This window comes from Dyella solisilvae (assembly GCF_003351225.1).
GTDB lineage: Bacteria > Pseudomonadota > Gammaproteobacteria > Xanthomonadales > Rhodanobacteraceae > Dyella > Dyella solisilvae.
This window is the reverse complement of sequence record NZ_QQSY01000001.1, coordinates 1,585,589-1,611,819: the sequence shown is the minus strand read 5'-3', so window position 1 is coordinate 1,611,819 and position 26,231 is coordinate 1,585,589. Positions and strand designations below refer to the sequence as shown.

24 protein-coding genes are annotated in these 26,231 nt (G+C 67.1%); 12 read left to right on the top strand and 12 right to left on the bottom strand.

What is annotated here, in order from left to right:
• Positions 1 to 29 precede the first annotated feature (29 nt).
• Complete coding sequence (locus tag DVT68_RS07120) at positions 30 to 248, bottom strand: hypothetical protein (protein ID WP_114824277.1); 219 nt, start codon at positions 246 to 248, stop codon at positions 30 to 32.
• A 94-nt stretch (positions 249 to 342) separates the two neighbouring features.
• On the opposite strand from DVT68_RS07120, the gene DVT68_RS07115 reads away from it, so the two are divergent.
• Positions 343 to 1,125, top strand: a complete 783-nt coding sequence (locus DVT68_RS07115) for an SDR family oxidoreductase (RefSeq protein WP_114824276.1) — start codon at positions 343 to 345, stop codon at positions 1,123 to 1,125.
• Between the two features lie 246 nt (positions 1,126 to 1,371).
• On the opposite strand, the gene DVT68_RS07110 is transcribed toward DVT68_RS07115, so the two are convergent.
• Together DVT68_RS07110 and DVT68_RS07105 are read right to left on the bottom strand one after the other, a co-directional pair.
• The gene (locus DVT68_RS07110; RefSeq protein WP_114824275.1) at positions 1,372 to 2,004 is read right to left on the bottom strand and encodes a DUF4124 domain-containing protein; all 633 of its coding nucleotides are present in this window, start codon (positions 2,002 to 2,004) and stop codon (positions 1,372 to 1,374) included.
• Positions 2,005 to 2,048: 44 nt separating this feature from the next.
• On the bottom strand, positions 2,049 to 2,993 hold the full coding sequence (locus DVT68_RS07105) for a DegV family protein (RefSeq protein ID WP_199535972.1): 945 nt from the start codon (positions 2,991 to 2,993) through the stop codon (positions 2,049 to 2,051).
• A gap of 748 nt (positions 2,994 to 3,741) precedes the next feature.
• On the opposite strand from DVT68_RS07105, the gene DVT68_RS07100 reads away from it, so the two are divergent.
• The 3 genes from DVT68_RS07100 (at position 3,742) to DVT68_RS07090 (ending at position 9,749) form a co-directional block, all read left to right on the top strand.
• Positions 3,742 to 4,533 (top strand): AMP nucleosidase, encoded by a 792-nt coding sequence (locus tag DVT68_RS07100; protein ID WP_114824273.1) that lies wholly within the window; start codon positions 3,742 to 3,744, stop codon positions 4,531 to 4,533.
• A gap of 349 nt (positions 4,534 to 4,882) precedes the next feature.
• Positions 4,883 to 7,849: a TonB-dependent receptor plug domain-containing protein gene (locus tag DVT68_RS07095; RefSeq protein ID WP_114824272.1), complete on the top strand. Its 2,967-nt coding sequence runs from the start codon at positions 4,883 to 4,885 to the stop codon at positions 7,847 to 7,849.
• Between the two features lie 70 nt (positions 7,850 to 7,919).
• On the top strand, positions 7,920 to 9,749 hold the full coding sequence (locus DVT68_RS07090; RefSeq protein ID WP_114824441.1) for a tetratricopeptide repeat-containing sulfotransferase family protein: 1,830 nt from the start codon (positions 7,920 to 7,922) through the stop codon (positions 9,747 to 9,749).
• 17 nt (positions 9,750 to 9,766) lie between these two features.
• Here the strand turns inward: DVT68_RS07090 and DVT68_RS07085 are convergent, their stop codons facing one another.
• Positions 9,767 to 11,344, bottom strand: a complete 1,578-nt coding sequence (locus tag DVT68_RS07085) for a tetratricopeptide repeat-containing sulfotransferase family protein (protein WP_114824271.1) — start codon at positions 11,342 to 11,344, stop codon at positions 9,767 to 9,769.
• Complete coding sequence (locus DVT68_RS07080; RefSeq protein WP_199535971.1) at positions 11,341 to 12,921, bottom strand: tetratricopeptide repeat-containing sulfotransferase family protein; 1,581 nt, start codon at positions 12,919 to 12,921, stop codon at positions 11,341 to 11,343. Before DVT68_RS07080 ends, DVT68_RS07085 begins: the two co-directional genes overlap by 4 nt.
• A gap of 164 nt (positions 12,922 to 13,085) precedes the next feature.
• Between DVT68_RS07080 and DVT68_RS07075 the strand changes: the two genes are divergently transcribed.
• A complete protein-coding gene (locus tag DVT68_RS07075) occupies positions 13,086 to 14,408 on the top strand; it encodes an aspartyl/asparaginyl beta-hydroxylase domain-containing protein (protein WP_114824270.1) in 1,323 nt (440 codons plus the stop codon).
• A 13-nt stretch (positions 14,409 to 14,421) separates the two neighbouring features.
• Here DVT68_RS07075 and DVT68_RS07070 read toward each other — a convergent pair whose 3' ends face one another.
• Positions 14,422 to 15,357, bottom strand: coding sequence for a sulfotransferase family protein (locus DVT68_RS07070; RefSeq protein WP_114824269.1), 936 nt, complete (start codon positions 15,355 to 15,357; stop codon positions 14,422 to 14,424).
• A 198-nt stretch (positions 15,358 to 15,555) separates the two neighbouring features.
• Between DVT68_RS07070 and DVT68_RS07065 the strand changes: the two genes are divergently transcribed.
• Positions 15,556 to 16,521, top strand: a complete 966-nt coding sequence (locus tag DVT68_RS07065; protein ID WP_114824268.1) for a quinone oxidoreductase family protein — start codon at positions 15,556 to 15,558, stop codon at positions 16,519 to 16,521.
• Positions 16,522 to 16,554: 33 nt separating this feature from the next.
• Here the strand turns inward: DVT68_RS07065 and DVT68_RS07060 are convergent, their stop codons facing one another.
• From DVT68_RS07060 to DVT68_RS07050, 3 genes are read right to left on the bottom strand one after another with little or no spacing between them, the layout of a single operon-like run.
• Complete coding sequence (locus DVT68_RS07060; RefSeq protein WP_114824267.1) at positions 16,555 to 17,463, bottom strand: ion channel; 909 nt, start codon at positions 17,461 to 17,463, stop codon at positions 16,555 to 16,557.
• A gap of 56 nt (positions 17,464 to 17,519) precedes the next feature.
• Positions 17,520 to 18,026 carry a M48 metallopeptidase family protein gene (locus tag DVT68_RS07055; protein WP_114824266.1) on the bottom strand — a complete coding sequence of 169 codons (507 nt, stop codon included), beginning with the start codon at positions 18,024 to 18,026 and terminating at the stop codon, positions 17,520 to 17,522.
• Positions 18,023 to 18,295, bottom strand: coding sequence for a hypothetical protein (locus tag DVT68_RS07050; RefSeq protein ID WP_114824265.1), 273 nt, complete (start codon positions 18,293 to 18,295; stop codon positions 18,023 to 18,025). Before DVT68_RS07050 ends, DVT68_RS07055 begins: the two co-directional genes overlap by 4 nt.
• Before the next feature lie 82 nt (positions 18,296 to 18,377).
• On the opposite strand from DVT68_RS07050, the gene DVT68_RS07045 reads away from it, so the two are divergent.
• From DVT68_RS07045 to DVT68_RS07035, 3 genes are all read left to right on the top strand, one after another.
• Positions 18,378 to 18,824: a PIN domain-containing protein gene (locus tag DVT68_RS07045; RefSeq protein WP_325050416.1), complete on the top strand. Its 447-nt coding sequence runs from the start codon at positions 18,378 to 18,380 to the stop codon at positions 18,822 to 18,824.
• A gap of 73 nt (positions 18,825 to 18,897) precedes the next feature.
• Positions 18,898 to 19,314 carry a hypothetical protein gene (locus DVT68_RS07040; protein ID WP_147281680.1) on the top strand — a complete coding sequence of 139 codons (417 nt, stop codon included), beginning with the start codon at positions 18,898 to 18,900 and terminating at the stop codon, positions 19,312 to 19,314.
• Between the two features lie 51 nt (positions 19,315 to 19,365).
• Positions 19,366 to 19,560: a CPXCG motif-containing cysteine-rich protein gene (locus DVT68_RS07035; protein WP_425477447.1), complete on the top strand. Its 195-nt coding sequence runs from the start codon at positions 19,366 to 19,368 to the stop codon at positions 19,558 to 19,560.
• A 294-nt stretch (positions 19,561 to 19,854) separates the two neighbouring features.
• Here DVT68_RS07035 and pncA read toward each other — a convergent pair whose 3' ends face one another.
• On the bottom strand, positions 19,855 to 20,550 hold the full coding sequence (gene pncA, locus DVT68_RS07030) for a bifunctional nicotinamidase/pyrazinamidase (RefSeq protein ID WP_114824262.1): 696 nt from the start codon (positions 20,548 to 20,550) through the stop codon (positions 19,855 to 19,857).
• Positions 20,551 to 20,743: 193 nt separating this feature from the next.
• On the opposite strand from pncA, the gene DVT68_RS07025 reads away from it, so the two are divergent.
• The gene (locus tag DVT68_RS07025) at positions 20,744 to 21,115 is read left to right on the top strand and encodes a hypothetical protein (RefSeq protein WP_114824261.1); all 372 of its coding nucleotides are present in this window, start codon (positions 20,744 to 20,746) and stop codon (positions 21,113 to 21,115) included.
• 48 nt (positions 21,116 to 21,163) lie between these two features.
• Entirely contained in the window at positions 21,164 to 22,360 is a 1,197-nt protein-coding gene (locus tag DVT68_RS07020; RefSeq protein WP_114824260.1) for an MFS transporter, read from the top strand.
• A gap of 56 nt (positions 22,361 to 22,416) precedes the next feature.
• On the opposite strand, the gene cls is transcribed toward DVT68_RS07020, so the two are convergent.
• Both cls and DVT68_RS07010 read right to left on the bottom strand, forming a co-directional pair.
• Positions 22,417 to 23,820 (bottom strand): cardiolipin synthase, encoded by a 1,404-nt coding sequence (cls, locus tag DVT68_RS07015; RefSeq protein WP_114824259.1) that lies wholly within the window; start codon positions 23,818 to 23,820, stop codon positions 22,417 to 22,419.
• A 73-nt stretch (positions 23,821 to 23,893) separates the two neighbouring features.
• Positions 23,894 to 24,823 carry a LysR family transcriptional regulator gene (locus tag DVT68_RS07010; protein WP_114824258.1) on the bottom strand — a complete coding sequence of 310 codons (930 nt, stop codon included), beginning with the start codon at positions 24,821 to 24,823 and terminating at the stop codon, positions 23,894 to 23,896.
• Positions 24,824 to 24,920: 97 nt separating this feature from the next.
• Here DVT68_RS07010 and DVT68_RS07005 point away from each other — a divergent pair, with 97 nt between their 5' ends.
• Positions 24,921 to 26,162 carry an MFS transporter gene (locus tag DVT68_RS07005; protein WP_233523371.1) on the top strand — a complete coding sequence of 414 codons (1,242 nt, stop codon included), beginning with the start codon at positions 24,921 to 24,923 and terminating at the stop codon, positions 26,160 to 26,162.
• Positions 26,163 to 26,231 lie beyond the last annotated feature (69 nt).

The following is a 26,231-nucleotide window of genomic DNA, read 5'->3' as shown; positions in this document are numbered from 1 at the left end:
AGTGCTCCTCTATAGATGCGCTGCGAAGCTTATTGCTCCTGCGCCTCGATCTGCTGGCGCTGCTTCTCCGCCTGCTGGTCGACGGTCTTCTGCACGTCGCGGGCGCGTTGCTCGTCCTTCTTCATGTCATCCCACGGCGTGGCCACGCGCGCGGTGCTGGCGGCGGCAGGGTGGGACTCGGGCGCCGGCGGCTTGCCGGAACAGGCGACCAGCGCACACGCGCACCACAACACGGCAAGCCTTTTCATGGATGAGCCTCCCCCGGGAATGGCGCCAGTGTCCCGTGCGGGGCAGCGGCGGGCAAGCGTGGCGCAGGACACGGACAGGCTCTAAGCTCGCGGCATGAATGCACGCATCGACGCCTGGCAGCTGCAAGGCCACACCGCTCTGATCACCGGAGCCAGCAAGGGCATTGGCTACGCCACTGCCCGCGAACTGGCGGGGCTGGGCGCGAACCTGTTGCTGGTGGCGCGCGATGCGGATTACCTCGAACAGGTTCGCGTGGAGTTGCTCGACGACTTCCCGGGCATCGAAGTGCTCGCCTTCGGCGCGGACCTCAGCGAGCAGGAAGAGCGGCTTGCGGTGTTCGACTGGATCGCCGACCTCGCCGCGCCGGTTTCGCTGCTGGTCAACAACGCCGGCGGCAACCATCCTGCCGCCACGCTGGCCTACCGCGAGGACGAGTACCGGGCGATCTTCGAGCAGAACCTGTTCTCGGCTTTCGAGATGTGCCGCCTGGCGCATCCGCAGCTCGTGCAGCACGCGCATGCGGCCATCGTGAACGTGGGCTCGGTGTCCGGCGTGACCCACGTGCGCACCGGCTCTCCGTATGGCATGACCAAGGCCGCCCTGCATCAGCTCACCCGCAACCTGGCTGCCGAGTGGGCCGCCGATGGCATTCGCGTGAACGCGGTGGCGCCGTGGTACATCCGCACCCAGCGCACGGATCCAGCGCTCGCCAACGACGAATACCTCGACGAGGTGCTGGACCGCACGCCGCTGCGGCGCATCGGCGAGCCCGAGGAAGTGGCCGCCGCGATCGCCTTCCTGTGCCTGCCGGCGGCGAGCTATGTCACCGGCCAGGTGCTGGCGGTGGACGGCGGCTTCCTCAACTACGGGTTTTAGTTACCACCACTCGCCGCGCATCAGGTTTTCCACAGCGGATGTGGACCGAGCTGGGGCAAGCCTGTGGATAGATGCGCCAAGTGCCTGCTGGCGCATGCGTTTCATCATCCTGGGCAAATTCGCAGCAGCGCGTCGTGGTTTTTCCACAGGCGATGGGGAAAGGCTGGTGGCAAGCCTGTGGACAACCGCGCGAAGCGCTTGCCTGGCAGGCACTTGCATCCCATTGCGCAAAGAGTGCTCAGCGCTTCAGCAATTGCGCAGCTGGGCGAGCAACTGGGCTTCCCGCTCCTCCAGCGGTGGTCGGTCACTCTTGAACGCGCGCTTGAGCTTGGTTTCGTTCGCGTCGTAGGCGTTGCGCAGGGCGTGGCAGGTTTCCGCGTAGGTGAGCGCGTGGCATTGGTCCTGCACCCAGACGTAGTTGTTGGCGATCAGGCCTGGCCTGATGCGACCGCGGTTGAGCTCGGGCGCCGAGGCGCCGGCGCTGTTGGGCGGTCCATACACGCTCGATAGCGGCAATTGCGAGGCGCCGAGGATGCCGTAAGGCACCTGGTAGGGATCAGGATTGCCGTTTTCGCTGAGATAGTGCTTGCCGTCGGTGGCGCTGATGCAGGTGTACATCACCGGCAGTGGCGTCTCCGGTTCCGCGGGTGGCGGTGGTGGCGCAGGCTCCGCGACGGCGCGGACGGGCGGCGGCGCCGGCGGTGGCGCGATGGTGGGCTGCGATTCGTCGAGCTGCAGCGTCTGCTGGCGCTGGCCGGATGCGCATGGCTTGTCCTGGTAGGACACCCGGCCATCGGCGCCCGTGCATTGGTAGGTGATGGCGGCCGAGGCGGGTGCGCTGGCGATGACCAGCAGGAGCAGGGCGCAAGGTCGGATCATGCGGACACCTCCTGTGGCGGCCCCAACCGCCGTGTTGGCCTGACTCAGAATTCGGCGACGTGTTCCTCGGCGGCGAAGCCCAGCGACACGGCGCCCACGCCGACGTTGACCATGCCGGTGATGCTCATGGGCGCTTCCATCAGCTCCACGCCGCACTCCTCGCAAGCCGTGCGCAGCGCCGTGTAGCCCGGCAGCTTGGCCAGTTCGGACACGTCGCCGCCATAGCTCACGCACACCACCGGCACCAGCAGGCCTGCGTGCACGCGTTGGGCGGCGTAGGCGAACAGGGTCTCGGCGCCGTGCTCGAAGCCGCGGACCTTGCCCACCGGGCTGGTCTCGCCGCGATAGCCGCGTAGCAGCGGCTTGATGTCCAGCGCCGAGCCGAGCATGGCGCTGACCAGGCCCACGCTGCGATCGCCCCGCTTGCGCGCGCGCGCGCGCAGGTAGTAGAGGTCGCGCGGCAGCATGTAGCCGTACGAATTGTTGGCGACGTAGGTGAGGCGTTCGCGGATCGCCGCAGGCGTTTCTCCGGCCTCGATCAGGCGCATGGCTTCGACGATGGCGGGGGCCGAGCCGGCGAACAGGCTGCGTGTGTCGATCACGCGCATCAGGAATGGGCCGGCGACGCCGTGCTTGTCGCGCGCCGCGCGGTAGTTCTTCAGCACCGCGAAGCTGGCCTTGATCACGTGGTCGTTGATGGCGCTGCGGGTGGCGGTGATGGTGAGGCAGAACACGCAGTCCTGCTCCAGCACCAGCTTGTCCAGGAACAGGTGCTGGACGTCCTCGATCGAGCACGGGACGGTCTCGGCCGAGTGGCTGCGGCTGCCCATGTCGCGGTCGAGGAAGCGGTGCAGTTCCACCTGGCTGCGGTCATCCATGAAGACCTCGTCATCGACGCGGATGCTGATCGGCATCACGGCGATGTTGTGCTTCTGCAGGAATGCCTGCGAGACGTCGCAAGCCGCATCGATGGCCAGACCCATCCGCATCGTGTTTCCCCCCCAAGAATGGCGCAGCCAACATAACATGCGTCTCGATGGCTGCCGACCCCTGCCTCCGGCGCGATCGCTGCACGATCGTCATGCACTGCAACATGCACGTGGCATCCATCGATGCTTATCGACGAGGGAGACGTCGACTTGAATCGTCGTGTCGAGCATCCGGATGGCGGGCTCGGGCGTCTCGTCCTGCACGTGGGTAACGAGACCGTCGATGCGTGCGGGTGCGGCCGCTCCATGGCGCACTGCACGACATGAGCCGGCGGTGGCGCGCCTCATCGCCGTGGCGCTCGCTCATGCCATGCGTCAAGCGGGAGAAGCGGGATGCCGCGAGCCCGACGGGTTATCGCGACGACCATCTGGTTACAAATGCAACCGCGCCCTTCGCGAATAGCAGTCCATATATATGCATGCGTACGCGACATATATATATGTGCGCGCCCGGCATCGCTCCGACGCCTGACCGCAGGGCCACGACTTGGTGGCAGCGTCCCCCGGCAAAGGCGAGTACAGCGAAGGCCTGCCGCTCGGGCATGCAGTTGGATGCAGGCATGCGGTCGGTTCGCCGGAGCGGCCACCGTCACGGAACGGCAGGGAAGCTCCACGCAACGGACCCCCTTGTTGGCCGACCGGCCGTGGCGACCCGCTAAGATGCGCGCACTACCTTTGGCATCTTGCCGGCGTGGCGTCGCCGGTAACGCGCAGTGAACGACACGCTGCGCCGACCTCATGGGGTCTTATGAAGGAAAAACACGAGATCGTCTCCAACTGGCTGCCGCGCTATACCGGCACGCCGCTGGAGCAGTTCGGGCAGCACATCCTGCTGACCAATTTCGGCCACTACGTGGATCTGTTCGCCCAATGGCATGGCGTGGAAGTGCAGGGCCGCGACCGGCCCATGCCCAATGCCACCGCCGACGGCATCACCCTGATCAACTTCGGCATGGGCAGCCCCAATGCCGCCACGGTGATGGACCTGCTCAGCGCGATCCGCCCGAAGGCCGCGCTGTTCCTCGGCAAGTGCGGTGGGCTCAAGAAGAAGAACGCGATCGGCGACCTGGTGCTGCCGATCGCCGCCATCCGCGGCGAGGGCACCTCCAACGACTACCTGCTGCCCGAGGTGCCGGCGTTGCCGGCGTTCCAGCTGCAGCGCGGCGTCTCCACCATGATCCGCGACCTCGGCTACGACTACTGGACCGGCACGGTGTACACCACCAACCGGCGCGTGTGGGAGCACGACGAGCAGTTCAAGGACTACCTGCGGCGCACCCGCTGCATGGCCGTGGACATGGAGACGGCCACCATCTTCGCGGCGGGGTTCGCCAACAAGATCCCCTGTGGCGCCCTGCTGCTGGTCTCCGACCAGCCGATGATTCCGGAGGGCGTTAAGACGGAATTAAGCGACCGGACGGTGACGACGCAATTTGTTGAACGCCATATACGCATCGGGATCGAGGCTCTGAAGCTCGTCCGTCGCAATGGACGCAGCGTAAAACACCTGCGTTTCGAGGACGACGCGGCGCTGGACTGATCCGTCGCCAAATCAGCGGCCTGGCCCTCGTGGGGTGCTTCAGGCCGGGCCGCTTTCACTCTGGCTTCACCGGCCTTAAACGATGTTCAGCCTGTCGAGATGAAGGACGGGGTCGCAGGGAGGGGCTTGGAATACCCGATGGGTATCGCAAGAAAATACGATTACTGTCAGGTGATGGTATTTTCTTGCTGTATAGATTTTATTGACTATCTGTAAGTAAAGCGTGATAAATGCGCAGCGCTGTAGACCTTAAGGTCTACCCCTATTTGCTTTGGGTGACTCGGGCGCGGGTTTGAGGCGGGGATCTCTTTCAAACCCAGTCATAAATAAATAACGGGAGGGTGTTCTCATGAAGTTCGGGGAAAACAAACTGTGCACGTCGGTGCGCCTGGCTCTGTCGCTGGGCATGCTCGCCGCTAGCGCCTACGGCACCACAGCTTTCGCGCAGGACGCGCAGTCCAGCACCACGCCGCCGCCGGATCAGGCCAAGAGCAAGACGCTCGAAACGGTCACCGTCACCGGCTCGCTGATTCGCCGCGTGGACGTGGAAACGGCCAGCCCGGTCGTGACCATTGACCGCGCCGCCATTCAGGCCACCGGCAAGCAGACGCTCGGCGACCTGGTGCAGCAGCTGCCGGCGATGACCGGCGGTAACGTCAACCCGCAGACCAACAACGGTGGCGGTACCGGTGGTTCGTCCATCAACCTGCGCGGTCTGGGCTCCAAGCGCACGCTGATCCTGATCGACGGCCAGCGCCTGCTCAGCAAGGACCCGAACGCCATCCCGGCCGATGCCATCGAGCGCATCGAAGTGCTGCCGACCGGCGCTTCGGCGACCTACGGTTCTGACGCCATCGGCGGCGTGGTGAACTTCATCACCCGCAAGAACTACCAGGGCGCCACCTTCACCGCCAACGTCGGCCAGTCCGACCACAATGACGGTGAGCAGAGCGGCTATACGTTCACGTTCGGCCAGACGTCCGACAAGGGCTGCATCATGGCTGGCCTGAACTACAACAAGCAGGACGGCGTCGAGTCGGCCAACCGCGCATTCTCCAAGAACGCGCTGAGCCTGTCCGGCTCGACGGTCAGCATCGGTGGCTCGTCTTCGACCCCGGTCGGCCGCATCCAGATCCCGGGCGTTGACCAGAGCGGCAACATCATCGCGGGTACGCCGGCGGCGACCTTCGGCTGCGACCATGTTTCGCTGAGCGCCGGTGGCAACCCGACGGTGCTGAGCCCGGCGAACTATCACTGCTACAGCGGCAAGGACAAGTACAACTACGCGGCGGTCAACCTGATCATGACCCCGCAGGAGCGCACCGGCGGCTTCATCAACGGTGACTACCACCTCGGCGATCACGTCACCGCCTATGTCGAAGCGGTCTACCAGAAGACCTCGGCCAACTTCCAGCTGGCCCCGGCCGTGTACGGTTCGACCTCGACCGGCGCCTCGGTGGATCCGGCCAATGCGTTCAACGTGTTCGGCCAAGGCGCCGGCTACGGTACGGCCAATGGCCTTGCCTTCTCGCAGCGCCTGACCTCGGCCGGCAACCGCCAAGCGTTCAGCGGCCGCACCGACGCCCAGATCAATACCGGTTTCAAGGGTGACTTCACCGTTTGGGACAAGAACTGGAACTGGGACGTCGGCATGAACTACGGTCACGAGAGCATCGTGACCACCACGGAAGGCCTGGTCGACCAGACCAAGCTGTACACCGGTCCGTCCACCCTCAACGCCGACGGCACGGCGACCTGCCCGGCCGGCGTCGATCCGGTGGCCTGCCAGTTCAATCCGTTCCAGCCCAATGCCACCGCCGCCAGCGCTGCTGCCGTCAGGGCCGCCAGCGTGACGGCGCCGTCCAACAGCTACCTGATCGAGAAGACCTGGCACGCCGGTCTGAGCGGTGAAGTGTTCAACCTGCCGGCAGGCGCCGTGCAGCTGGCTGGTGGCTTCGAGTACCGCACGGAGTACCAGCGCACCGTTCCGGCTCCGCAGTTGGTCATCGATCCGACGACCGGTAGCTGTATCCTGGGCAGCCAGTGCCTGAGCGCGGTGCAGGGTGGTTACAACACCAAGGACCTGTTCGCGGAAGCGTTCTTCCCGATCCTGTCCGGCGTGACGGGCGCCCAGTCGCTGAACGTGACCATCGGCGACCGTTACTCGCGCATCCAGACCTTCGGCAGCACGAACAACTTCAAGTTCGCGATCGAGTGGAAGCCGATCGACGACCTGTTGCTGCGTGGCACGATGGAAGACGTGTTCCGCGCTCCCAGCCTGAGCGAGCTGTATTTCTCGGGTTCGGACGCTCCGCTGATCCACACCGACCCGTGCACGAACTTCGCCGGCGCTCCGGCGGGTTCGCCGCTGGCTCTGGCCTGCCAGAACGTGCCGCCCACCGGTACCTTCCAGAACCAGTACGTTGTGTCGCAGACCCAGGCCAACGCCGTCGTGCAGGGTTCGCGCGTCGCCAACTTCCCGGTCAAGCCGGAGCACGGCAAGTCCTATGACTTCGGCTTCGTGTACAGCCCGTCCTATGTGGCCGGCCTGTCGACGACCGTCGACTTCTGGCGCGTGAACCTCAACGACACGATCACCACGGTGGGTCTGCAGAGCCTGCTTAACCTCTGCGCCGCCGGTTCGACGGTGTACTGCCAGTACATCAACCGCCAGGCGGGTGGTCCGAACGCGGGTCAGCTGAACGTTTCGGTTGAGCCGACCGGCAACCTGGGCAGCCTGAACACCTCCGGTATCGACTGGTCCGCCAACTACAAGCTGCCGCAGTTCTCCTTCGGCCAGTTCAACGTTGGCGTCAACGCGACCTACCTGAAGTACTACGACCAGGTCACCGCACCGGGCGTGGAAGGCAGCGTCACGTACCACAACGCCGGTCACTTCCTGCCGTACGGCTCCGCCGCTTCGGCCGCCTGCCCGGACAACGTCGGCGTCTGCTTGTTCCCGCGCTGGCGCGCCCAGGGCTTCGTGAACTGGCAGCTTGAGAACTGGAGTGCCGAGTGGCGCATGCGCTACATCGGTACCTTCCAGAACGGTGGTCCGGCCGGTTCGCCGCAGGACAGCTTCCCGAACGGTATCTCCGGCACGATCCTCAAGTACCCGTCGACGATCTACAACGACGTGTCGATCGGTTACAACATCACCCCGATCAATACGCGTCTGGACTTCGGCATCAACAACCTGTTCGACAGGCAGCCGCCCATGCTGTACGCGAACAACACGCTGAATGCCAACACCGATCCGAGCGACTTCGACCTGATGGGCCGCTACTTCTGGGCTCGCGTGACGGTCAAGTTCTAAATCGTTGATTTAAGCGTTAACCTTGAGGGCCGCGTGATTCATCACGCGGCCCTTTTTTATGCGTGAAGCCATGGCCTCGAACGAACTCGCGCCGATTGCGGCAGCCATCCAGAGCGGTCAACCGGGGCGTGCCGAACAGCTGAGCCGCGCTGCGCTGATCAACCACCCCGACCATGCAGACCTGAAGCTGATGCTTGCCCTCAGTCTGCATATGCAGCAGCGCCTGGGCGAAGCCTTGCCCGTCTATGCGGAACTGGCGCGAGGTTCCGACAGCAGCGTGCATTGGAACAACTACGCGACCGCCCTGGCGGAGTCGGGCAACCAGGCGGAGTCGGCCAGGGCATTTGCCCGAGCGATCGAGTTGGACCCGGCCAACATCACGCCCAAAAGCCAGCTCGGGCTGCTCTTGATCGACATGCGCGACTATCTGGCGGCGCGCGAGTTGCTGCTCGACGTCGTCAAGGCGCAACCGAATTCACTGGCTGCCCGCGTCGATGCCGCCCGCGCCTGTTGCCTGTGCCAGGACGTGGAAGGCGCGGCGGACCTCCTTCGCCGGTGGCGCCAGTGGGTCCCTCTCAACGACGACAACCTGCAACTGTCCCTGGCGCAGGTGCTGACCCTCAAAGACGAAGTGCCTGACGCCGTCGAGGTGCTGGAGGATCTGCTGGCCCGCTGGCCGCGTCAGTTCGATGTGCGTCTGCTGCTGGCCAACCACTACGAACGGCTCAATCGCCTGGCCGATGCGGATGCCGTGCTTTCGCCATTGCTGCAAGACGGCTCGGGCGCGACGGACATCCAGAGAAACGAGGCCCAGCATGTCCTCGCAACGCTGGCGCTGCGCAGCGGAGACGCCGCCACGGCGCACGATCTGCTGGAGCGTGCCGGGCCCGAGGCGGAGAACAGCTACAGCCACTATTTCCTGTTGGCGTCGGCGCGCGACAAGCTTGGCGACACCGCCGGGACGATGGACGCCCTGCACGTGGCGCATCGCATCGAGGCAGGCGAACGCCGTTTCGACTCTCCCGAATTCTTCACGCCGGGAGCGCCGGCGATGCCGGTGGACGCGCCGCGCGTCAACGCTGAGCAGTTCGCGCGATGGCCCGAGCTGATCGCGCCGGAATTGCACGATTCGCCGATCTTCGTCGTGGGCTTCCCACGCTCGGGCACCACCTTGCTGGAGCAGGTGCTGGACGCGCATCCGGGCCTGCAATCGATGGACGAAAATCCGTTCTTCAACCGGCTCGCCGGCATCCTCGGCAATCATAACCGCCGCATTCTCGATGACCTGAGCGTGCTGCGTCAGTTCGACGTGGATGAATTGCGCAAGCGCTACCACGCGATGGTGGATGAGCGCATTCGTCGAAACTGGGATGCACGCCTGGTCGACAAGAATCCGTTGAACATGCACTGGCTGCCGATGATGCATCGGCTGTTTCCGAAGGCGCGCTACATCCTCGCCATACGCCATCCGTGTGACGTGCTGTTGAGCTGCTACATGCACAGCTTCCGTTCCAGTGCGCTGGCGGCGGCCTGCAGCAACCTCGAGCGGCTCGCCCACGCCTATGTGGAAACCATGCAGCGCTGGCTGGGCGAGGCGGACGTCATGCATCCGTCGGTGATGGTGTCCCGCTACGAGGATCTGGTCGACGAATTCCCGCAACAGGTGGAGCGTATCGCCGCGTTCCTCGAACTGGACGATGCAGCGCCCATGCTCGGCTTCGACCAGCACGCGCGCAGCAAGACGTTCATCGCGACGCCGAGTTACTCGCAGGTGATCGAGCCGATCAATCGCAGGGCGGTGGGGCGCTGGCACAAATATCGCGAGGCGTTCGAACCGTTGCTTCCGATACTCGAACCCATGCTCCAGCACTGGGGCTACAGCACCGACGCGCCGGCCTGAGCCGGCGCAACGCCACCTCAATGTTCCGGCAGCTTGAGCAGTTCCGGCAGGTAGGGCGCATAGTGGCGCCAGCGGCCTGCTGAGCGCGTGTATACCGGCTGGCGCGCCTGCCACGCGCTTGCGGTGCTGATGCTGCCTTCGTGCGGCTGCGCGTTCGCCATTGCTGAAGCCGGCAGGCCCAGCCATGGCAGCAGGTCGCCCAGGGTCTGCTCGGGCGCCTCGACCAGCGCTTCGTAACTCACCGAGCGAACTGCTTCGGGGTAGCGGGCCAGCCAGTGCGCGCCCAGTCGCGCGCAACCGTGGATCACCGCCGCGATGTCGTCGAAGTCGTAGGCGTAGTCGTGCGCGGCGTCGTGGAAGGACTGCGACCACAGCGACAGCGCGGTGTCGCGTGCGCCCCGCGTGCACCACAGCACGCGAGCGTTGGGCCACATCGCCATGATCAGGTCGACGTGCAGCAGGTTGAGCGGTTGCTTGTCGATCAACCAGCGTGCCTGGGCATCGTCCTGCCGCAGGTGCATGGCATACCGCGCAGCGGCATCCTGCAGCGCTTGCCGCTGTCCCGACGGCGTCGACCCGAGTCGCTGGGCCACGACGTCGAGCCAGCCCAGTTCGCCGCGGTTGCACACCTCGGAGTGGCGGGCGAGCAGGCGAGCGAGCAGGGTGGTGCCGGAGCGTGGCGCGCCGACCACGAAGATGGGCGTCCAGTCGGTGGGAGCTTCCAGTGTGACCGCGTTGGTTGGCGCGGCGAGCCGAGCCTCGACACTGCGCTTCCACAGTTTGCGGGACCACTGGCTGTGTGCGTGGACCGAGGCGTTGGCCTGGCGCAACACATCGACTGCGCGGGCGTAGTCGCCGAGGTCGTCGTACGCCTTGCCGAGGGCGAACAACGTGGAGAAGCGAGTGCGCTCGGGAAGTCCGGGGCGCTGCAGCACCTCGCGAAACAGCGCCAGGTCCGGATGCGCCTCGTCGGCATAGCGCTGCAGCCCCGCGAGTCCCAGCGGGATGTTCCAGTTCACCGCATCAGGGTGGTGCGCCAGCGCGTAGCCGTAGCGTTCGCGCACCCGCGCGAACTGCCCGAGCTGGATGGCCAGCATGCCGGCATAGGCGTAGAGGCGCGCATCTTCAGCGCCAGCGGCGATGGCTTCCTCGCAGATGGCGGCGGCGTCTTGCGGCCGCCCATAGTCATCCAGCAACTCGACCGCATCGATGACCGTGTCGGTATCGTGCGGGCCGTGCGCGAACAGCTGCCGCATCACTTCGGCCGCGGCCTGCAGGCGTCCGCGTTCACGCAGGAACCGCGTGAGCAAAAATGCGGCCGCCGCGTCGCCCGGGCGCATCGTCAGCCAGTCGCGCAGCACGGCTTCCGCCTCGGCATGCGCGGCGCGCTGCCAAAGCAGGCCGGCCAGTCCCAGCCGCACGTCCAGCGAATCGGGAAAACGGAGCGCCGCCTGCGAGTACACCGCCAGCGCCGATTCCGCGGCGCCTTGCAGCGTCAGCGCGCGGCCTCGCTCCAGCCAATCGGCCTCAGGCGCCTCGGCCAGCGCGTCCAGTTCACCTTGCCAGCGGGCGGAGTCCGACCCAGTGGGCGTCATGGCGCGTAAGCGGGCAGGCCGAGCGCCTGGCGCAGCGGATCAAGCAGGGCGCCGTAGCGCTGCGAGCGTGCGGTGTCGCGGCGCAGCGGCTGGCGCACCTGGGTGGCGCTGGGCGAGCGCACCTCGCGCTGGTTCTCGTGGAAGTTCAGGCAGGCTTCCTCGAACGGCAGCTGGCAGAACGCCAGCAGTTCGCGGATCTGCTCCTGCGGGTCGGTGACCAGCGCCTCATAGCTGTTTTCCCGCACGAAGCCCGGGTGCAGGGCCGCACTGCGGGACACGCTGCGATCGAAGTCCCGCCAGAACGTGGCCAGGTCCGCGAAGGTGCGCGTGTAACCGTTGTTGGCGTCCAGCTGCTGCCGGTAGCAGGAGAAGCAGGTCTCCAGCGGATCGCGCCGGCAGACCACGATGCGCGCCGCCGGCAGCATGGCGCGGATGGCCCCGATGTAGATCCAGTTGTTCGGCAGCTTGTCGGTGAACACCGGGCGCTCGCGACGCCAGTGCGCGGTGCGTTCCAGATAGCGCTGGCCCAGCCGCCGCCAGTCGGCCGGCTGCATCTCGCTGACCCACTGCGGAAATGGCTTGCCCCGGCGGCGAGACTCCTCGGCCAGCACTTGCGGCATGTCCGGCAACTCACCGGCGCCTTCCACCGACGAGTGCGAGGCAAGGATCTGCTCGACCAGGGTGGAGCCCGAGCGCGGCAGGCTGACGATGAAAATCACCTCGCGTCCCAGTGCCTGCTCCGGCGCGCCATGGGGCGCCGGCTCGAAGGCATCGGAGATGGCCGCGACGCTGGCCGAGAAGGCCGGGGCATTCCACACCAGGTGGCGCCGCGCGACTGCATTGGCCTGTGCCAGGGAGTCCAGCGATTCGGCGTAGCGTCCGGCGTCGTCCAGCGCCTTGGCCAGGGCGAAGCCGATGCCGATCCGGTCGTTCTCGCTGGCTTCGCGGCGCTGGAGAGCGGCGCGCATCTGCGCGATGTCGTTGTCGTCGAAGCGCTGGGTCTTGATGTCCGCCAGGCCCCACCAGGCGATGCCGGCGGTGGGCTGTGCGGCGAGCAGGCGACGGTATTCGGCGGCCGCTTCCTCGACCTTGCCGCGCGTACGCAGCAGATCGGCCAGCAGCGCGCGCGCGCCGGTGTGCGTCGGCGCCAGCGCCACGGCGCGTTGCAGCGCATCGGTGGCCTCCTCGTTGCGCACGCATTTGGTCAGCATCACGCCGAGGTTGTACCAGGCCAGCGCCAGCCCGGGCTGCAGCTCGCAGGTCTGGCGCAGGGCCCGGATGGCGCCTTCGTAGTCGCCGGCCGTGCCGAGCAGCGAGCCCATGGTGTTGTGGTACAGCGCATCCTGCGGCCGCTGCGCCAGCGCGCGCTGCATGGTGCGGATGGCTTCGGGGTGCAGGCCGCGCATGCTGAGGATGCCGGCCTTCATGCGCAGTACTTCGGGGTGCTCGGGATAGGCGGCCAGCGCCTTGGCGAGATGGTGATCCGCCTCATCCACCCGACCGGCGTCCAGCGCCTGTCCGGCGTTCATGACGTACTGGGTGGCGTTGGGTCCCAACCCCTGCAAACGCGGGTTCATCAAGGTGATCGACTCCGGATGGCGTGGCTGCGGCGCATTGTCCCGCGGTAGCGGCGCGTGCGCGCTCGGCCACTCAAAACACGTCTATTATGCCTGCAGCCTCGCCGGGGAACCGGCGATGGTCTCAATCGGGGATGCAACGGGGCGGGGTCGTAGAAAAGGCAATGAACAGCGGGCTTCAAGATGGCGCCATGGCGCTACGCGAGTTGGCGCTCAACGGGTTGCGGCAGGGCAATGTAGTGCTGGCCGAGCAGTACTTCGCGCAGCTGCTGGAGGTGGCGCCCGACGACGTGGAGGCGCTGCAGTTCCTGGCCAGCCGGCATTTCCAGCGCGGCGACGCGTCGCGCGCCATGGCGATGCTGCAAGCGGCGGCCAAGGCCCACCCGGACAACGCCAACACCCTGCACCAGCTGGGCGCGACCCAGATGGCCGCCGGCGACCTGCCGGGCGCCGCGGCCAGCCTGAGGCGTTGCCTGGACCGCGCGCCGGATCATTTCGTGGCGCGCCTTCGGCTGGGCAATGTGCTGGAGCAACTGGGCGACACGCACGGGGCGCTGCTGGCCTACTTCGGCGCGGTCAACACCGCGCAGTCCCAGGGGCGCTGGATGAGCGACGCCACCACGGCAGCCGGCCTGCAGGAGGCGGTGAAGCACGCCATGCGTTTCATCGACGCCGGCCGCCATCGCACCTTTGACGCCGTGCTGGAGCCGCTGCGCCAGCGCTACGGCCGCTCGGAGCTGGCCCGCGTCGAGCAATGCCTGGCCATCTACCTGGGCGCCCAGCCGGCGAACCTGCCCGATCCGCGCCAGAAGCCCAAATTCCTGTATTTCCCGGGCGTTCCCAGCCAGGCGTATTACCCGACGTCGCGTTTCCCCTGGCAGGCGGAGCTGGAGGCCGCGACCGACATGGTGCGCGAGGAGCTGCGCGCGGTGCTGGCCGAGAACGATACGCTGCAGCCCTTCCTTGGCGAGCAGTCGACCGAGCAGCTGGAAGGTTACCTGGGCGCCTCGGGAAGCACGGCGGCGGCCTGGGATGCGTATTTCTTCTACCGCCATGGCGAGCGCTTCGACGAGCACCATGCGCGCTGCCCGCGCACCTCGGCCCTGATCGACTCGCTGCCGCTGGTGCGGATCGCCGATCACGGTCCGGAGATCCTGTTCTCCGTGCTGCGTCCCGGCACCCACATCCTGCCGCATCGCGGCGTCACCAACACGCGCCTGGTCACCCACCTGCCGCTGATCGTGCCGCCCGACTGCGCGATCAACGTGGGCGGCGAGCTGCACGAGTGGAAGGAGGGGCGCTGCGTCACGTTCGACGACACCTTCGAGCACGAGGCATGGAACCGCAGCGACGCGACCCGCGTGATCGTGCTGATGGACAGCTGGAATCCCGACCTGACCGAGGTCGAACGCGTGGCCGTGACCGATCTGGTCGAGGCCATCGGTGTGTTCAACCGCGCCAGCGAAGTGCCGGTGCCGGCCGGCTGAGCACCGGCCACGGTCAGCTTGCCCTGGCCGCCCTGGAGGTATAGGCGAGGCGCAGCCGGGGCGCCGCGGCCGCGCTGCCGCGGCCCTGGCTGTCGCGCCAGCGTCCACGCAGATCGTCGTAGGAGGCCAGGTTGGACTGCATCCAGCGCAGCATCTGCGGGCCGTACAGACGATCCACCTTCTGGTCGGCCTTGCGCACCTGGCCGTTCACCGCGGCCACCTTCCACGGCTCGTGATTCAGGTCGGCGATGGTCTGCTGGCAGGCGTCGTCGACCGGGACCTCGGTAGGCAGATCAAGGAAGGCGCACAGGCGAACCCACTCGGCCTCCGGGTCCTGCACCAGGTCTTCGAGAAACACGAAGTGGTGCTGGGGGCGGCCGATGTGCTTGCCGTGGATTTCCACTGCCCGGTTCCAGCGCCGTGCCCAATGCACGGTGCCGCCGCCGAATACGGAGTCATTCTCGAAGCGCAGGTACGCGTCGGTCAGTGAGGCGAGCACGTCCTGGCCGCGGCGCACCACGTGGACAAAGCGTGCATCGGGCAGCTGCGCCTCGATCTCGTCGATGTACAACAAATGGTTGGGCGTCTTCTCCAGCCACATGTCGCGGCCGGCTTCCTGCGCTGAACGGTCCAGCATCGCCACGAACTGCCGCGCGAGACGCAGGCGAAGCAGTGGGACGCCCAATGGCCGGCGCGATCCCGCCACCAACTGCTCGCGCAGCCCGGCAAAGATTTTTCGCACGCGGCGGCGGGCAAACCCCACCCGGTTGCGCCAGTGGCGCTGTTGCGACTTGGCTCGGGAGTCGCGCCAGCGCCACTCCAGGTCGCCATGGAGCTCCTCGAAGAACCCCGTTTCCGGCAGGGTGAAAATCGCCGGATGCCGCGCCAGCAGGGCCTGGACAATGGTGGTGCCGGAACGTGGACATCCCACGACAAAGGTGCGCCGCATGGCGTCTCTCCATGAACTAGGGGCCGCGGGCATCCCGGCCGGTCAACGTGAAGAACGCGTGATGGTACGTAAGGTTGACGTAATACTACAGCTTCGCGCAAGGTTCGGGCGCCTAGCCGTTCTCGGCTGCCGCCACGCGGCGCCCGGCGCCGGGCAAAACTGGCATGCTGGGCCGCCTTCTCGGCCAGGACATCCACCATGCACGCGCTGACCTTCGACCATTTCGGCCCGGCCGACGTGCTGCGCTGGAACGAGCATCCCGACCCCGCGCCCGGCCCGGGCCAGGTGCTGGTGCGGATGCGCCGGGTGGGGCTGAACTTTGCTGACGTGTACCGCCGCAACGGCAACTATCACCTGGCCGGCGCCGCGCCCTGGGTGCTGGGTTACGAGGGCGCCGGCGTGGTGGAGCGGCCGGTGGCCGGTGACGCGCTGTTTCCCGCCGGCGCCCGCGTGGGCTTCGCCGACATGCCGCATGCCAACGCCGAGCTGGTCGCGGTGGACCGCGACCGCCTGATCGCGCTGCCGGACGACATCAGCGACGACGTCGCCGCGGCGGTGCTGCTGCAGGGGCTCACCGCGCAATACCTAGTCACAGACAGCTTCGCCGTGCGGCCGGACGATGTGGCGGTGGTGCATGCCGCCGCCGGCGGGGTCGGGCTGCTGCTGGTGCAGATGCTAAAGACGCTAGGCGCCGTGGTGCTGGGCGTCGCCTCCAGCGAGGCCCGGCGTGACGCCGTGATCGCGGCCGGCGCCGACGTGGCGGTGGGTTACGGCGAATGGGTAGATGCCGCGCGCGCGCTGAGTGGCGGCCATGGCGCCGATGTGGTCTACGACTCGGTGGGCCGCACCCTGCCGGACAGCCTTGCCGCGGCGCGTATCGGCGGCACGGTGGTGTTCTACGGCATGGCCGCCGGCGATCCGGACCCGGTGGATCCGCGCCTGCTGATGGATCGCTCGCTGACCCTTACCGGCGGTGACCTGTGGAACGTACTGACCGGCCCGGAGGCCCGTCGCGAGCGCGCCAGCGCGCTGTTCGAACAGATCCGCCGGGGCGCGCTGGCCCCACGCATCGCCGCACGCTTCGCGCTGCGCGACGGCGCCCTGGCGCATGCCTTCCTTGAAAGTCGTACCGCGATAGGCAAGGTGTTGCTCACGCTGTCCTAGCGCTCCCCAAGCGGGCAGGGCGGCGTTGCGCCGCTAGCGCGGGTCTTCTTCCCCCTCCAGCGGCATCACGTCGTGGAACACGCCGTAGTCGATGTGGCTCACGCCGTGTTCGTCGTCGTGGACCAGGTCGAGGTAGCGGTGGTTCCAGCGCCACTCGCGCCAGTTCCACTGGTGCCGCGCCAGCATCGCCTGCGAGGTGGTCTCGTCGATGCCTTCGATCGAGAGCAGCAGCATGGCCTCGTTCTCCCGCAGCGACTCGTCAGTCAGACCATGCAGTGGGCTGTGCTCGTCGATCACGTGCATCAGGCTCCAGCTGAGGTTGAACACCGGATGTTGGTCCCGTATCAGCTTGAGGTCGTAGATGCGCCGCATGCGGAAACCTTCCGGCGACACTTCGCGCAGCAGCACGTGCAGCTGCGCCGAGGCGGCGGCGATCACGTTTTGCCGTGCATTGGCGGCGCGGATCATCAGGGTTTGCTGGCCGTGGATGCGGCGGATCACCGGATGCTCGGCGAAGATGATCTTTGCGCGCGGTCGCGAAAAACGCGCAAACACCAGGCCCGTGATCAAGGCGATGCTCAGCATGCCGAGGAAGATCTCCAGCGTGGCTACCATGTGGCCGTAGAACGTCTGCGGGTGCATGTCGCCGTAACCCACCGTGGCCAGCGTCTCCACGCTGAAGAAGAACGCGCCGCTGAATCCGGCTGGATACTGGTTGGCGATCGCGTGGTCGCCCAACTCGTACAGCGCGCCGAACACGGTGTTGGTCGCCAGAAATACGGCTGCGGCCAGGCCGAAAAAGGTGGGCCAGCGAATGGTCAGGGCGACGTGATAGATGTCGTCCCAGAAGCGGCGCATCAGCCCATGGCTGACGAACTGGCGGTCGCCGATGAAGATCGTGCGGGCAGGGCGCTGGAACAGCTGCTGAAACGCTCGGGGCATGGCGCAGGGCATTCCGTGGAGGGTTGCCTGCGCATTCTATCGCGCCGCGCGCGCGCTCAAGCGGCGCGCGAGGCCAGCACGTCGCGCCAGGTCAGGTGCAGGCGCAGGTCGAATTCCTGCTGGTGGTAATCCGGCTGCATGTATTCGCACAGCTGGTAGAACTGCTTGTTGTGCTCGGCTTCCTTCAGGTGCGCCAGTTCGTGCACCACGATCATCTCGAGGAACTCCGGCGCGGTGTCGCGAAACAGCGCGGCGATGCGGATCTCCTTGCGCGCCTTCAGTCGCCCGCCGTGCACGTGCGAGATGGCCGTATGCAGGCCGAGCGCGCGGCCGATGACGTCGAGCTTGCTGTCGTACCACACGCGATCGATGCCCGGCGCATGGCGCAGGTGCTCCTGGCGCAGCGCGTTGACGTAGGCGTATAGCGCCTTGTCGTTCTGGATCGCATGGCGCCCGGGATGGCGCCTGGCCAGGTAGTCGCCAAGCTCATCGCGGTCGATCAGCTGGCGCGCTTTGTCCAGCACGGCCGGGGGATAGCCGCCGAGGTACTTCAGCGGGTTCATGCGGTCGGTGGAGCGTCGTCGAAACCGGTGTAGTCCTCGGGGAACACAGGCGTGCCGTCGCCCTCCAGCGTGAGGATCGCCGCCAGCGCATCGGCTGCCGCCTGCTCGGCCAGCTCCTGCTGGCGGAAGCTGCGGTTCTCGCATACGGCGTAATACACCGGAAAGCCGTGGCGGGCGCGCGGTGTGACCACGATGCAGGCGGCAAAGCGCGAACCCTCGGCGACCGCGGTCGAGCGGGCGATGTAGTCGTCGAAGAGGCGTTCGGTCATGGCGGCGTTCCGCAGGCTGGGGCGCCTATTCTAACCGGCGCCGGTGGCGACCCTACCGTTCGCCTGTGCGACCATGCGCGCCATGCAAGCCCCGCCGCCCCGTCTCGTGCTCGATACCAATGTCGCCCTGGACCTGTTCGTGTTCGAGGATGCCGCCATCGCCGCGCTGCGCGAGGCGTTGGAGCGGGGCCGGGTGGAAGCGGTGGTCGACGAGGCGTGCCGCGCCGAGTGGCTGGCGGTGCTTGAGTACCCGGCGCTGGCGTTGGCGCCCGAGGCGCGCGACTTGGCGCTGGCGACTTTCGATCGATGCACCCGCCTGCTGTCCGCCACGCAACTGTCCGCGCCGGCTGCGGTGAAGCTGCCGCGTTGTGCGGATCCGGATGACCAGAAATTCCTCGAACTGGCGTTGGCGGCCGGGGCGCAGTGGCTGCTCAGCAAGGACAAGGCCGTGTTGAAGCTTGCCCGCCGCACCGCGCGGGAAGGCTGGTTCCAGATCCTGCCCCCGGACGCATGGCTGCCGCCGGCGTGAAGCGCTGGTTCACGCAGGGTTGATCGCACACTGGCGATGCTCGAAGCCCTCGATCGACAGCAGGAGCGCGGCGATGAAGACGATGGCAGGAGCAATGGCGGCGGCGATGGCGGCGGCCGTGCTGGCCGGTTGCGGTGTGGAAGGCAACCACGATTCGATGATCCGCGATGCGGTGGCCAATCGCGTATTCCTCTTCCAGACCCCTGGCGCCGGTGACGCCACGCTGCAGGTCGTGCGCGCCAACGGCTTCTTCGGCGGCGGCTGCTCCAGCCAGATCATGATCGACGACAAGTTCGCCGCGCAGCTGGAAACCGGCGAGCAGGTGGCGTTCAACCTGCCGACCGGTACCCACGTGGTGACGCTGCAGAATTCCGGCGCCTGCCGCAAGCCGGGGGACGACGCACGCGTGGAACTCAGCCTGCAGCCCGGCGAAAGCGCGCTGGCCGAGGTCAACAAGTGGGGTTCGTCGTTGTCGCTCGCCAAGCGCTGAGTGACTGCAAGCCCGGCGTGGGCCGTGTCCGCGCCCGGGCAGGTAGATGCCATGGACATGCTTGAGCCCGTGCAGATCCATTGCCCGTATTGCGGTGAGCCGATGCAGATCCTGGTCGACGCCTCGGTGGACAGCCAGCGCTACATCGAGGACTGCCAGGTTTGCTGCTGCCCGATCGAGGTCGCCGTGGCGATCGACGATGAGGGCGTGCCGCACGTGGACGTCGCCACTGAAAACGACGGGTGAAGCACCAGGGCAACACTGATTAAGTCTCGCCGTCGCCACCCGTCCTGTCTGTGCGCAGGACACAGGGCCGTTGGTGAAGGCAGACTGGCTGTCTGTCGAACCAGCGGACCGAAGTCCTGCGGACAGACAGGACGGGCCCCAATGAATGAAATTCCAAGTGATGGGGTGATGCCTGGAAGGCCGCCCGGCTGCGCCGCACGGCTTGGCAAGACGGCCAGTCTTCCCGGCGCCGCGCGACTCACCCGGCCGGCCTTCCAGGCATCATGACGACGGCGATACTTAATCAGTGTTGCCCTAAATCCGCTGATGCGCCGCGCGCATCGCGCCCGACGGACGCGCCGGGCCGCCCAGTTCACTGGAATCGAGAATGTCCACGCCCAGCTGGTCGTAGCGGATGCGCGTGGGGATGTCCGAATCGGGTGAGACCGGGCGGGTCAGGTCCCACAGCACGTGGGTGCGGTAGCCCAGATCCACCGAGTCCTGCGCCGTCCATAGCACGCACACCTCGCGCGCCAGGCCGCACAGGTAGACCTCGTCCACGCCGCGCTCGCGCAGCCACTCGGCCAGGCCGGTAGTGGGCCGGCGGCCGGCTGGGCCATGGTTCTCGCGGAAGCCGCTATAGGAGTCCACCTGAGGGTCGTCGCCCTTGCGGATCACCTTGTCCACCATCGACCAGTCGATCGCCGGGTGTAGCGCGGCCCCCGTCGTGCCCTGCACGCAATGCGCGGGCCATAGCGTCTGGGCGTGGCCGTGCAGCGGAATGCGTTCGAACGGCTGGCGGCCGGGATGCGCGTCCACGAACGAAACGTGGTTGGCCGGATGCCAGTCCTGGGTGGCCACCACATGGCGGAACTGATGGCTGCGCAGCAGTCGGTCGATGCCGGGCACGATGGCGTCGCCCTCGTGGCAGGCCAGGGCTCCGCCGGGCATGAAATCCGGCTGCACGTCGACAACGATAAGGGCGGCGCGATGGCTGATGGGCAGGCTCATGGTCGCGTCAGGACTCGCAAGAGGTTACGTCTATCAAGTCTAGACGGGTCGAGCCTACGGCGATGTGATGGGTTCGACGGCTGACTTGTAGGGGACACACGGGATTCAGGCTAGGAGAAGTCCTACGCAAGAATCCGTCCCTACGTGCGGGTTGGCATAATGGATGGAAACAACGACAAAGGTGGACAGGGGCATGCCTTACGACCAGTCATGGATGGGATTTGGGCTGACCGGCGCCCTGGAGGCCGGCATCATCGTGGTGGTGGCCGGCGTGGTGGCTTACGGGCTGCTGCACTGGATCGGTCGCGGCCAGGGCTGGAGCCTGGCGCGGGAGCTTGGCCTGGCTTACGTGGCGGCTGTATTGCTCGCCGGCGGGCACGATCTGTGGAACCTCTTCTACTTCAATTACGGGCGGCTGCAGTCGCTGCAGCTGCTGCGACTGCGGCTGGCCGAGGTGCATGACCCGGACAACCTCGGCCTGCGCGTGGTGTTTGAATTCGTGGGCGCGGCCGTCGGCGTCTACCTGGGCTGGCTGCTGTTCGCGCGCCGGCGTCCCACCACCTAAGCCGCGGCTGCCGGTGGTCGATTTCCCCTTTCCCCCGATGTCGTGTTGATGAAGACCGAACCTCAAGCGCAGGCCGGCGGCCTGCCGCTGACCCTGCGCATCGTCCAGATCGTGAGCTTCACGTTCCTGGCCTATCTCGTGATTGGCCTGCAGCTGGCCGTGCTGCCGCCCTTCGTGCATGACGACCTGGGCTACGGCGCCGTGCTGGCGGGGCTGGTGATCAGCACGCAGTACGTCGCCACGCTGTTGAGCCGCGGCTTTGCCGGCCGCACCGCGGACACTGCCGGGCCCAAGCGCACTGCGCTGATCGGCCTGCTCGCCTGCGGCGCCTGTGGTTTGCTGCTGGCGGCCGCGGCGTTGCTGCATGCATGGCCCGCGCTGTCGCTGGCCGTGATGCTGGTGGCGCGCCTGGCTCTCGGCATGGGCGAGAGCTGCGTGGCGACGGGCTGCATCATGTGGGGCATCGGGATCGTGGGCAACGAGCACACCGCCCGAGTGATTTCGTGGAACGGTGTGGCCACCTACGGCGCCTTGGCCGTTGGCGCTCCGCTCGGCGTGCTGCTGGCGCGCGGCGGTGGCTTCGTCATCATCGGCCTCGCCAGCGTGCTGCTGATGGTGACGGCGCTGGTGCTGGCCTGGCGGCGGCCCGCGGTGCATGTGGAAGCTGGCGAACGCCTGCCGATGCGCCACGTATTCGGGCGGGTGGCGCCGTACGGCACAGGTCTGGCGCTGGGCGCCGTGGGTTTCGGCGTGATCGCCACCTTCATCACGCTCTACTACGCCAGCCGTGGCTGGGCCGGCGCGGCGCCCACGCTCAGCGTGTTCGGCATCTGCTTCGTGGGCGTGCGCCTGCTGCTCGGCTGGACCATCGCCGCGTTCGGCGGTTACCGGGTGGCGCTGGTGTCGTTGCTGGTCGAATGCGCGGGCTTGTGGGTGCTGGCCGTGGCGGACCACGTGGCGGTGGCGATGCTTGGCGCGGCGCTCTGCGGCATCGGCTTTTCGCTGGTGTTTCCCTCGCTCGGCGTGGTGGCGGTGGAGCGCGTCAGCGCGAGCAATCGCGGCGCGGCGTTGGCCGCCTATTCGGTGTTCATCGATGTGGCCTTGGGCCTCACCGGTCCGCTCGGCGGCTGGATCGCCTCGGGCGGTCGCTACGGACCGATGTTCGTGGTGGCCGCGGCGTTGGCGCTGGCATCGGCGCTGCTGACCGGCGGTCTGTATATCAGCTACGGAAAATCACGAGGCTGAATTTTCCCGCGGGGACTCTCGAGAACCGCACCTTTGCGCGTCTTGTCCGAGGCTCCCTACAACACCGGATCGAACAGACGCGCCACGTGCATGGCCAGGCGTCGCAGGTAGGGCGCCTTCAGGTACTCCGCCTCGGTTACCTCATGCGCATGCTCGAAATCCTCCTGCAGCATCGCCTCCACCTGGGAAGCGAAATCGCGATCGACACTGAGCGCGCCGATTTCGAAGTTGAGGCGGAACGATCGATTGTCCAGGTTCATGCTGCCGACCGATGCGGTGTCGTCGTCGACCAGCAACACCTTCTCGTGCACGAAGCCGGGCTGGTAGCGGAACACGCGAATGCCTGCGCGCACCGCGTCGTGCGCGTACAGCCCGCTGGCGAGGAACACCGCATGGTGGTCGGGACGCGACGGAATCAGCACACGCACATCCACGCCGCGAAACACCGCCAGCCGCAACGCGGACATCACTGCCTGGTCGGGTACGAAGTAGGGCGTGGTGATCCACAGGCGCCGACGCGCGGCATGGATGGCGGCGACGAAGAACAGCGAGCAGGTTTCCTGCCGGTCGGCCGGGCCGGTGGCGACGATCAGCGTGTGCGCGCTGCCAGGTCCGGGCCGAGCCGGGCGCAGTGGCGGCAAGGCGCCCGTGACCCAGTGCCAGTCTTCGGCAAAGCTGCGTTGAAGGTCGGCCACGGCGGGCCCTTCGATCTCCAGGTGCGTGTCGCGCCATGGCGACAGCGGCGGCTTCATGCCCAGGTACTCGTCGCCCACGTTGAGTCCGCCGACGAAGCCGCGCGTGCCGTCCACCACGACGATCTTGCGGTGGTTGCGGAAGTTGAGCTGGAAGCGGTTGCTGCGCCGCTGGGTGGCGAAGGGATGGATGTGCACGCCGGCGTCCTGCAGCGTCTGTACGAACTGGTGGGGCAGGGCATGGCTGCCAATGCCGTCGTACAGCACGCAGACTTCCACACCGGCGCGCACGCGCTCGAGCAGCACTTGCTGCAATCGCCGTCCGAGCAGGTCGTCGTGAATGATGAAGAACTGCACCAGTACGCAATGGCGCGCTTCGCCGATGACGCGCAGGATGGCGTTGAAGGTGGCCTCGCCATTGACCAGCAGACGCAGCTGCTGGCCCTCGTGAAACTGCGCGCCAAGCATGTGCGCGATCTCGCCGTAGCGGGCGCAGGCGCCGGGCGCCGCAGGCCCCGCCGACAGCTGGGTATTGGCGAGCGTCTGCATCTGTTCGCGGCGCAGGCGATGCAGGTCGACGTAGCCGTGGAAGCGGCTGCGCCCCAGGTACAGATAGGGCACCAGCGTCACGTAAGGCAGCAGCACCAGGCCCAGCGCCCAGGCGAACGCGCCCTGCGGCGTACGGGTGTTCATCACCGCATGCATGGCGGCCAGCACGCCGGCCACGTGCAGCATCACGACGAGTGTGCCGATGAGCGTGGTCAGCACGACGGGCGTCCCGTTCCCGTGGGGCCGATGGCGCGAACGCGTTTCCTCATGCAGTCCTCCCGGCGGCGTGGCTTCAGGTCATCGCGTGGCGCACGGTGTCCAGCACGTCGTGCTCGCGTCGCTGCAGTTCCTGTTGCAGATGATCCACGAATAGCCGGATGCGTGCAGGCAGGTAGCGCCGGCTGGGGTAGATGGCGTAGATGTGCGCGTCGGGCATGATCACCTCGCCCGACAGCGGGACCAGCCGCCCGGCCCGCACGTCTTCGGCGATGTCCCAGGCCGACTTGAAGGCCAGGCCGTGTCCGGCCACGGCCAGGGCGCGCATCAGGTCGCCGTTGTCGCAGGTAATCGAGCCTTCCATGCGCAGCGGGCGCGGTCCCTCCGGCGTCTGCACGATCCACGGCAGGATGCCGTGGCCGGGCCGGTGCAGCATCAGGCAGTCGTGCGCGGAGAGGTCGTCCACGCTGAGGGGGCGGCCGCGCCGCTCCAGGTAGGACGGCGCCGCGCACAGCACGCGGAAATTGTTGGTGAGCAGCCGCGAGACCAGGCGCGAATCGGTCATGGCGCCGCCGCGCACGGCCACGTCCACCCCTTGCTCGAACAGGTCGAGCATGGCGTCGGTATGGGTCAGGCGCAGCGTCAGCCGCGGGTAGGGCGCGACGAAATCGGCGGCGATGGGGCCGATGTACTGGCGCCCCATGTCGACCGAGGCGGACACGTGCAGCTGCCCGCGCACCTCCTGCTGGCCCTGGCCCACCGCTGCGTTGGCGTCGTCCACGTCGGCGAGGATCGCCAGGCAGCGCTCGAAGTAGATGCTGCCTTCGGCGGTCAGCGCCAGCCGGCGCGAACTGCGTTGCAGCAGGCGCACGCCCAGCGCCTGCTCGAGCCGGGTCAGGCGCTTGCTGGCGGCCGCCGGCGACAGGCTGAGCTCCCGCCCGGCGGCCGAGAGGCTGCCGTCGGTGACCGCGCGGACGAACAGCCGCATGTCTTCAAAATCAATCATCTTTAACTTTCTGGAAAAGATGCCTCTCTAGTTTGCTCAATTCACTGGAGCTGAGACAAGGTGCAAAGTGCCGCCCTCTTCCTCCAGGGCCGCTTCCATGCACCCCCAGTCTCCCCGAGAGGCCGCCAACGGCATTTCCGCCCCAGTGGCACAGGCTTCGTCCCGGCTGGCGCTGCTGGCCTTGTCCGTCGCCGCCTTCGCCATCGGCACCACCGAGTTCGTGATCATGGGCTTGCTGCCCGAAGTGGCGGCCGACCTGAAAGTGAGCATCCCTTCGGCGGGCCTGCTGGTGTCCGGCTACGCCCTGGGCGTGGCCGCCGGCGCGCCGGTGCTGGCGGCGCTTACCGCGCGCATGGAACGGCGCAATGCGCTGCTGTTGCTGCTGGGCCTGTTCATCCTCGGCAACGCGCTTTGCGCCGTGGCCCCGAACTACGGCGTGCTGATGGTGGCGCGCGTGGTGGCCGCGTTCTGTCACGGCTCGTTCTTCGGCATCGGCGCGGTGGTCGCCTCGCATCTCGTGCCGCGCGGGCAGGCGGCGCGCGCCATCGCGCTGATGTTCACCGGGCTGACCCTGGCCAATGTGCTCGGTGTACCCTTCGGCACCTTCCTGGGTCAATGGGCCGGCTGGCGAGCCACCTTCATGGCGGTCACCGGGCTGGGCGTGGTCGCCGCCATCGCCGTGTGGCGACTGGTGCCTGCGTCACCCGGGTTGCCCTCGCCGCATATGGGGCGCGAGCTGCGCGTGCTGCGCCAGCCACAGGTGCTGCTGGCGCTGGCCATGACCGTGCTGGGCTTCGGCGGCGTGTTCACCGTGTTCACCTATATCGCGCCGATCCTGCAGCAGGTATCGCAGGTGAGCGCCGGCGCCACCGGCTGGGTGCTGATCCTGTTCGGCGTCGGCACCACGGTCGGCAACATGTTGGGCGGCCGGCTCGCCGACTGGCGCCTGATGCCGTCGCTGAGCGGCGTGCTGGTGGTGCTGTCGCTGGTGATGCTGGCGTTTGCCTGGACCATGCACAGCACCGTGGCCGCGATCGTCACGGTGTTCGTGTGGGGCGTGGCCGCGTTCGCCACCGTGGCGCCTTTGCAGATGCGCGTGGTGCAGCAGGCCAGTGAAGGGCCGCATCTGGCGTCCACCCTCAATATCGCCGCGTTCAATCTTGGCAACGCCATGGGCGCCTTCATCGGCGGCGCCATGATCGACCTCGGGCTTGGCCTGCCGTCCGTCAGCGTCGCGGGCGCGGTGGTGACCCTGCTCGGCTTGCTGGTCACCCTCATCAGCGCCGCGCTGGAACGACGTCGCGCCGAGGCCTCGTCCGTTTGCGTGGCTGGCGCCTGATGCAGGACATGACGCTGAGACCTGGTCTGGTCCATCACGGCGCCTGCGTTGTCCACGCGACTGTTCGAT

Bases quoted from the DNA above. Each gene is read 5' to 3' on its own strand.
- DVT68_RS07040 (WP_147281680.1), top strand. From the start codon at position 18,898: ATGAAGACGATGGCAGGAGCAATGGCGGCGGCGATGGCGGCGGCCGTG.
- DVT68_RS07020 (WP_114824260.1), top strand. From the start codon at position 21,164: ATGAAGACCGAACCTCAAGCGCAGGCCGGCGGCCTGCCGCTGACCCTG.
- DVT68_RS07095 (WP_114824272.1), top strand. From the start codon at position 4,883: ATGAAGTTCGGGGAAAACAAACTGTGCACGTCGGTGCGCCTGGCTCTG.
- DVT68_RS07065 (WP_114824268.1), top strand. From the start codon at position 15,556: ATGCACGCGCTGACCTTCGACCATTTCGGCCCGGCCGACGTGCTGCGC.
- DVT68_RS07090 (WP_114824441.1), top strand. From the start codon at position 7,920: ATGGCCTCGAACGAACTCGCGCCGATTGCGGCAGCCATCCAGAGCGGT.
- pncA (WP_114824262.1), bottom strand. From the start codon at position 20,550: ATGAGCCTGCCCATCAGCCATCGCGCCGCCCTTATCGTTGTCGACGTG.
- DVT68_RS07120 (WP_114824277.1), bottom strand. From the start codon at position 248: ATGAAAAGGCTTGCCGTGTTGTGGTGCGCGTGTGCGCTGGTCGCCTGT.
- DVT68_RS07070 (WP_114824269.1), bottom strand. From the start codon at position 15,357: ATGCGGCGCACCTTTGTCGTGGGATGTCCACGTTCCGGCACCACCATT.
- DVT68_RS07110 (WP_114824275.1), bottom strand. From the start codon at position 2,004: ATGATCCGACCTTGCGCCCTGCTCCTGCTGGTCATCGCCAGCGCACCC.
- DVT68_RS07105 (WP_199535972.1), bottom strand. From the start codon at position 2,993: ATGCGGATGGGTCTGGCCATCGATGCGGCTTGCGACGTCTCGCAGGCA.
- DVT68_RS07085 (WP_114824271.1), bottom strand. From the start codon at position 11,344: ATGACGCCCACTGGGTCGGACTCCGCCCGCTGGCAAGGTGAACTGGAC.
- DVT68_RS07060 (WP_114824267.1), bottom strand. From the start codon at position 17,463: ATGCCCCGAGCGTTTCAGCAGCTGTTCCAGCGCCCTGCCCGCACGATC.
- DVT68_RS07005 (WP_233523371.1), top strand. From the start codon at position 24,921: ATGCACCCCCAGTCTCCCCGAGAGGCCGCCAACGGCATTTCCGCCCCA.
- DVT68_RS07025 (WP_114824261.1), top strand. From the start codon at position 20,744: ATGCCTTACGACCAGTCATGGATGGGATTTGGGCTGACCGGCGCCCTG.
- DVT68_RS07075 (WP_114824270.1), top strand. From the start codon at position 13,086: ATGAACAGCGGGCTTCAAGATGGCGCCATGGCGCTACGCGAGTTGGCG.
- DVT68_RS07035 (WP_425477447.1), top strand. From the start codon at position 19,366: ATGGACATGCTTGAGCCCGTGCAGATCCATTGCCCGTATTGCGGTGAG.
- DVT68_RS07050 (WP_114824265.1), bottom strand. From the start codon at position 18,295: ATGACCGAACGCCTCTTCGACGACTACATCGCCCGCTCGACCGCGGTC.
- DVT68_RS07100 (WP_114824273.1), top strand. From the start codon at position 3,742: ATGAAGGAAAAACACGAGATCGTCTCCAACTGGCTGCCGCGCTATACC.
- DVT68_RS07055 (WP_114824266.1), bottom strand. From the start codon at position 18,026: ATGAACCCGCTGAAGTACCTCGGCGGCTATCCCCCGGCCGTGCTGGAC.
- DVT68_RS07080 (WP_199535971.1), bottom strand. From the start codon at position 12,921: ATGAACCCGCGTTTGCAGGGGTTGGGACCCAACGCCACCCAGTACGTC.
- DVT68_RS07045 (WP_325050416.1), top strand. From the start codon at position 18,378: ATGCAAGCCCCGCCGCCCCGTCTCGTGCTCGATACCAATGTCGCCCTG.
- DVT68_RS07115 (WP_114824276.1), top strand. From the start codon at position 343: ATGAATGCACGCATCGACGCCTGGCAGCTGCAAGGCCACACCGCTCTG.
- DVT68_RS07010 (WP_114824258.1), bottom strand. From the start codon at position 24,823: ATGATTGATTTTGAAGACATGCGGCTGTTCGTCCGCGCGGTCACCGAC.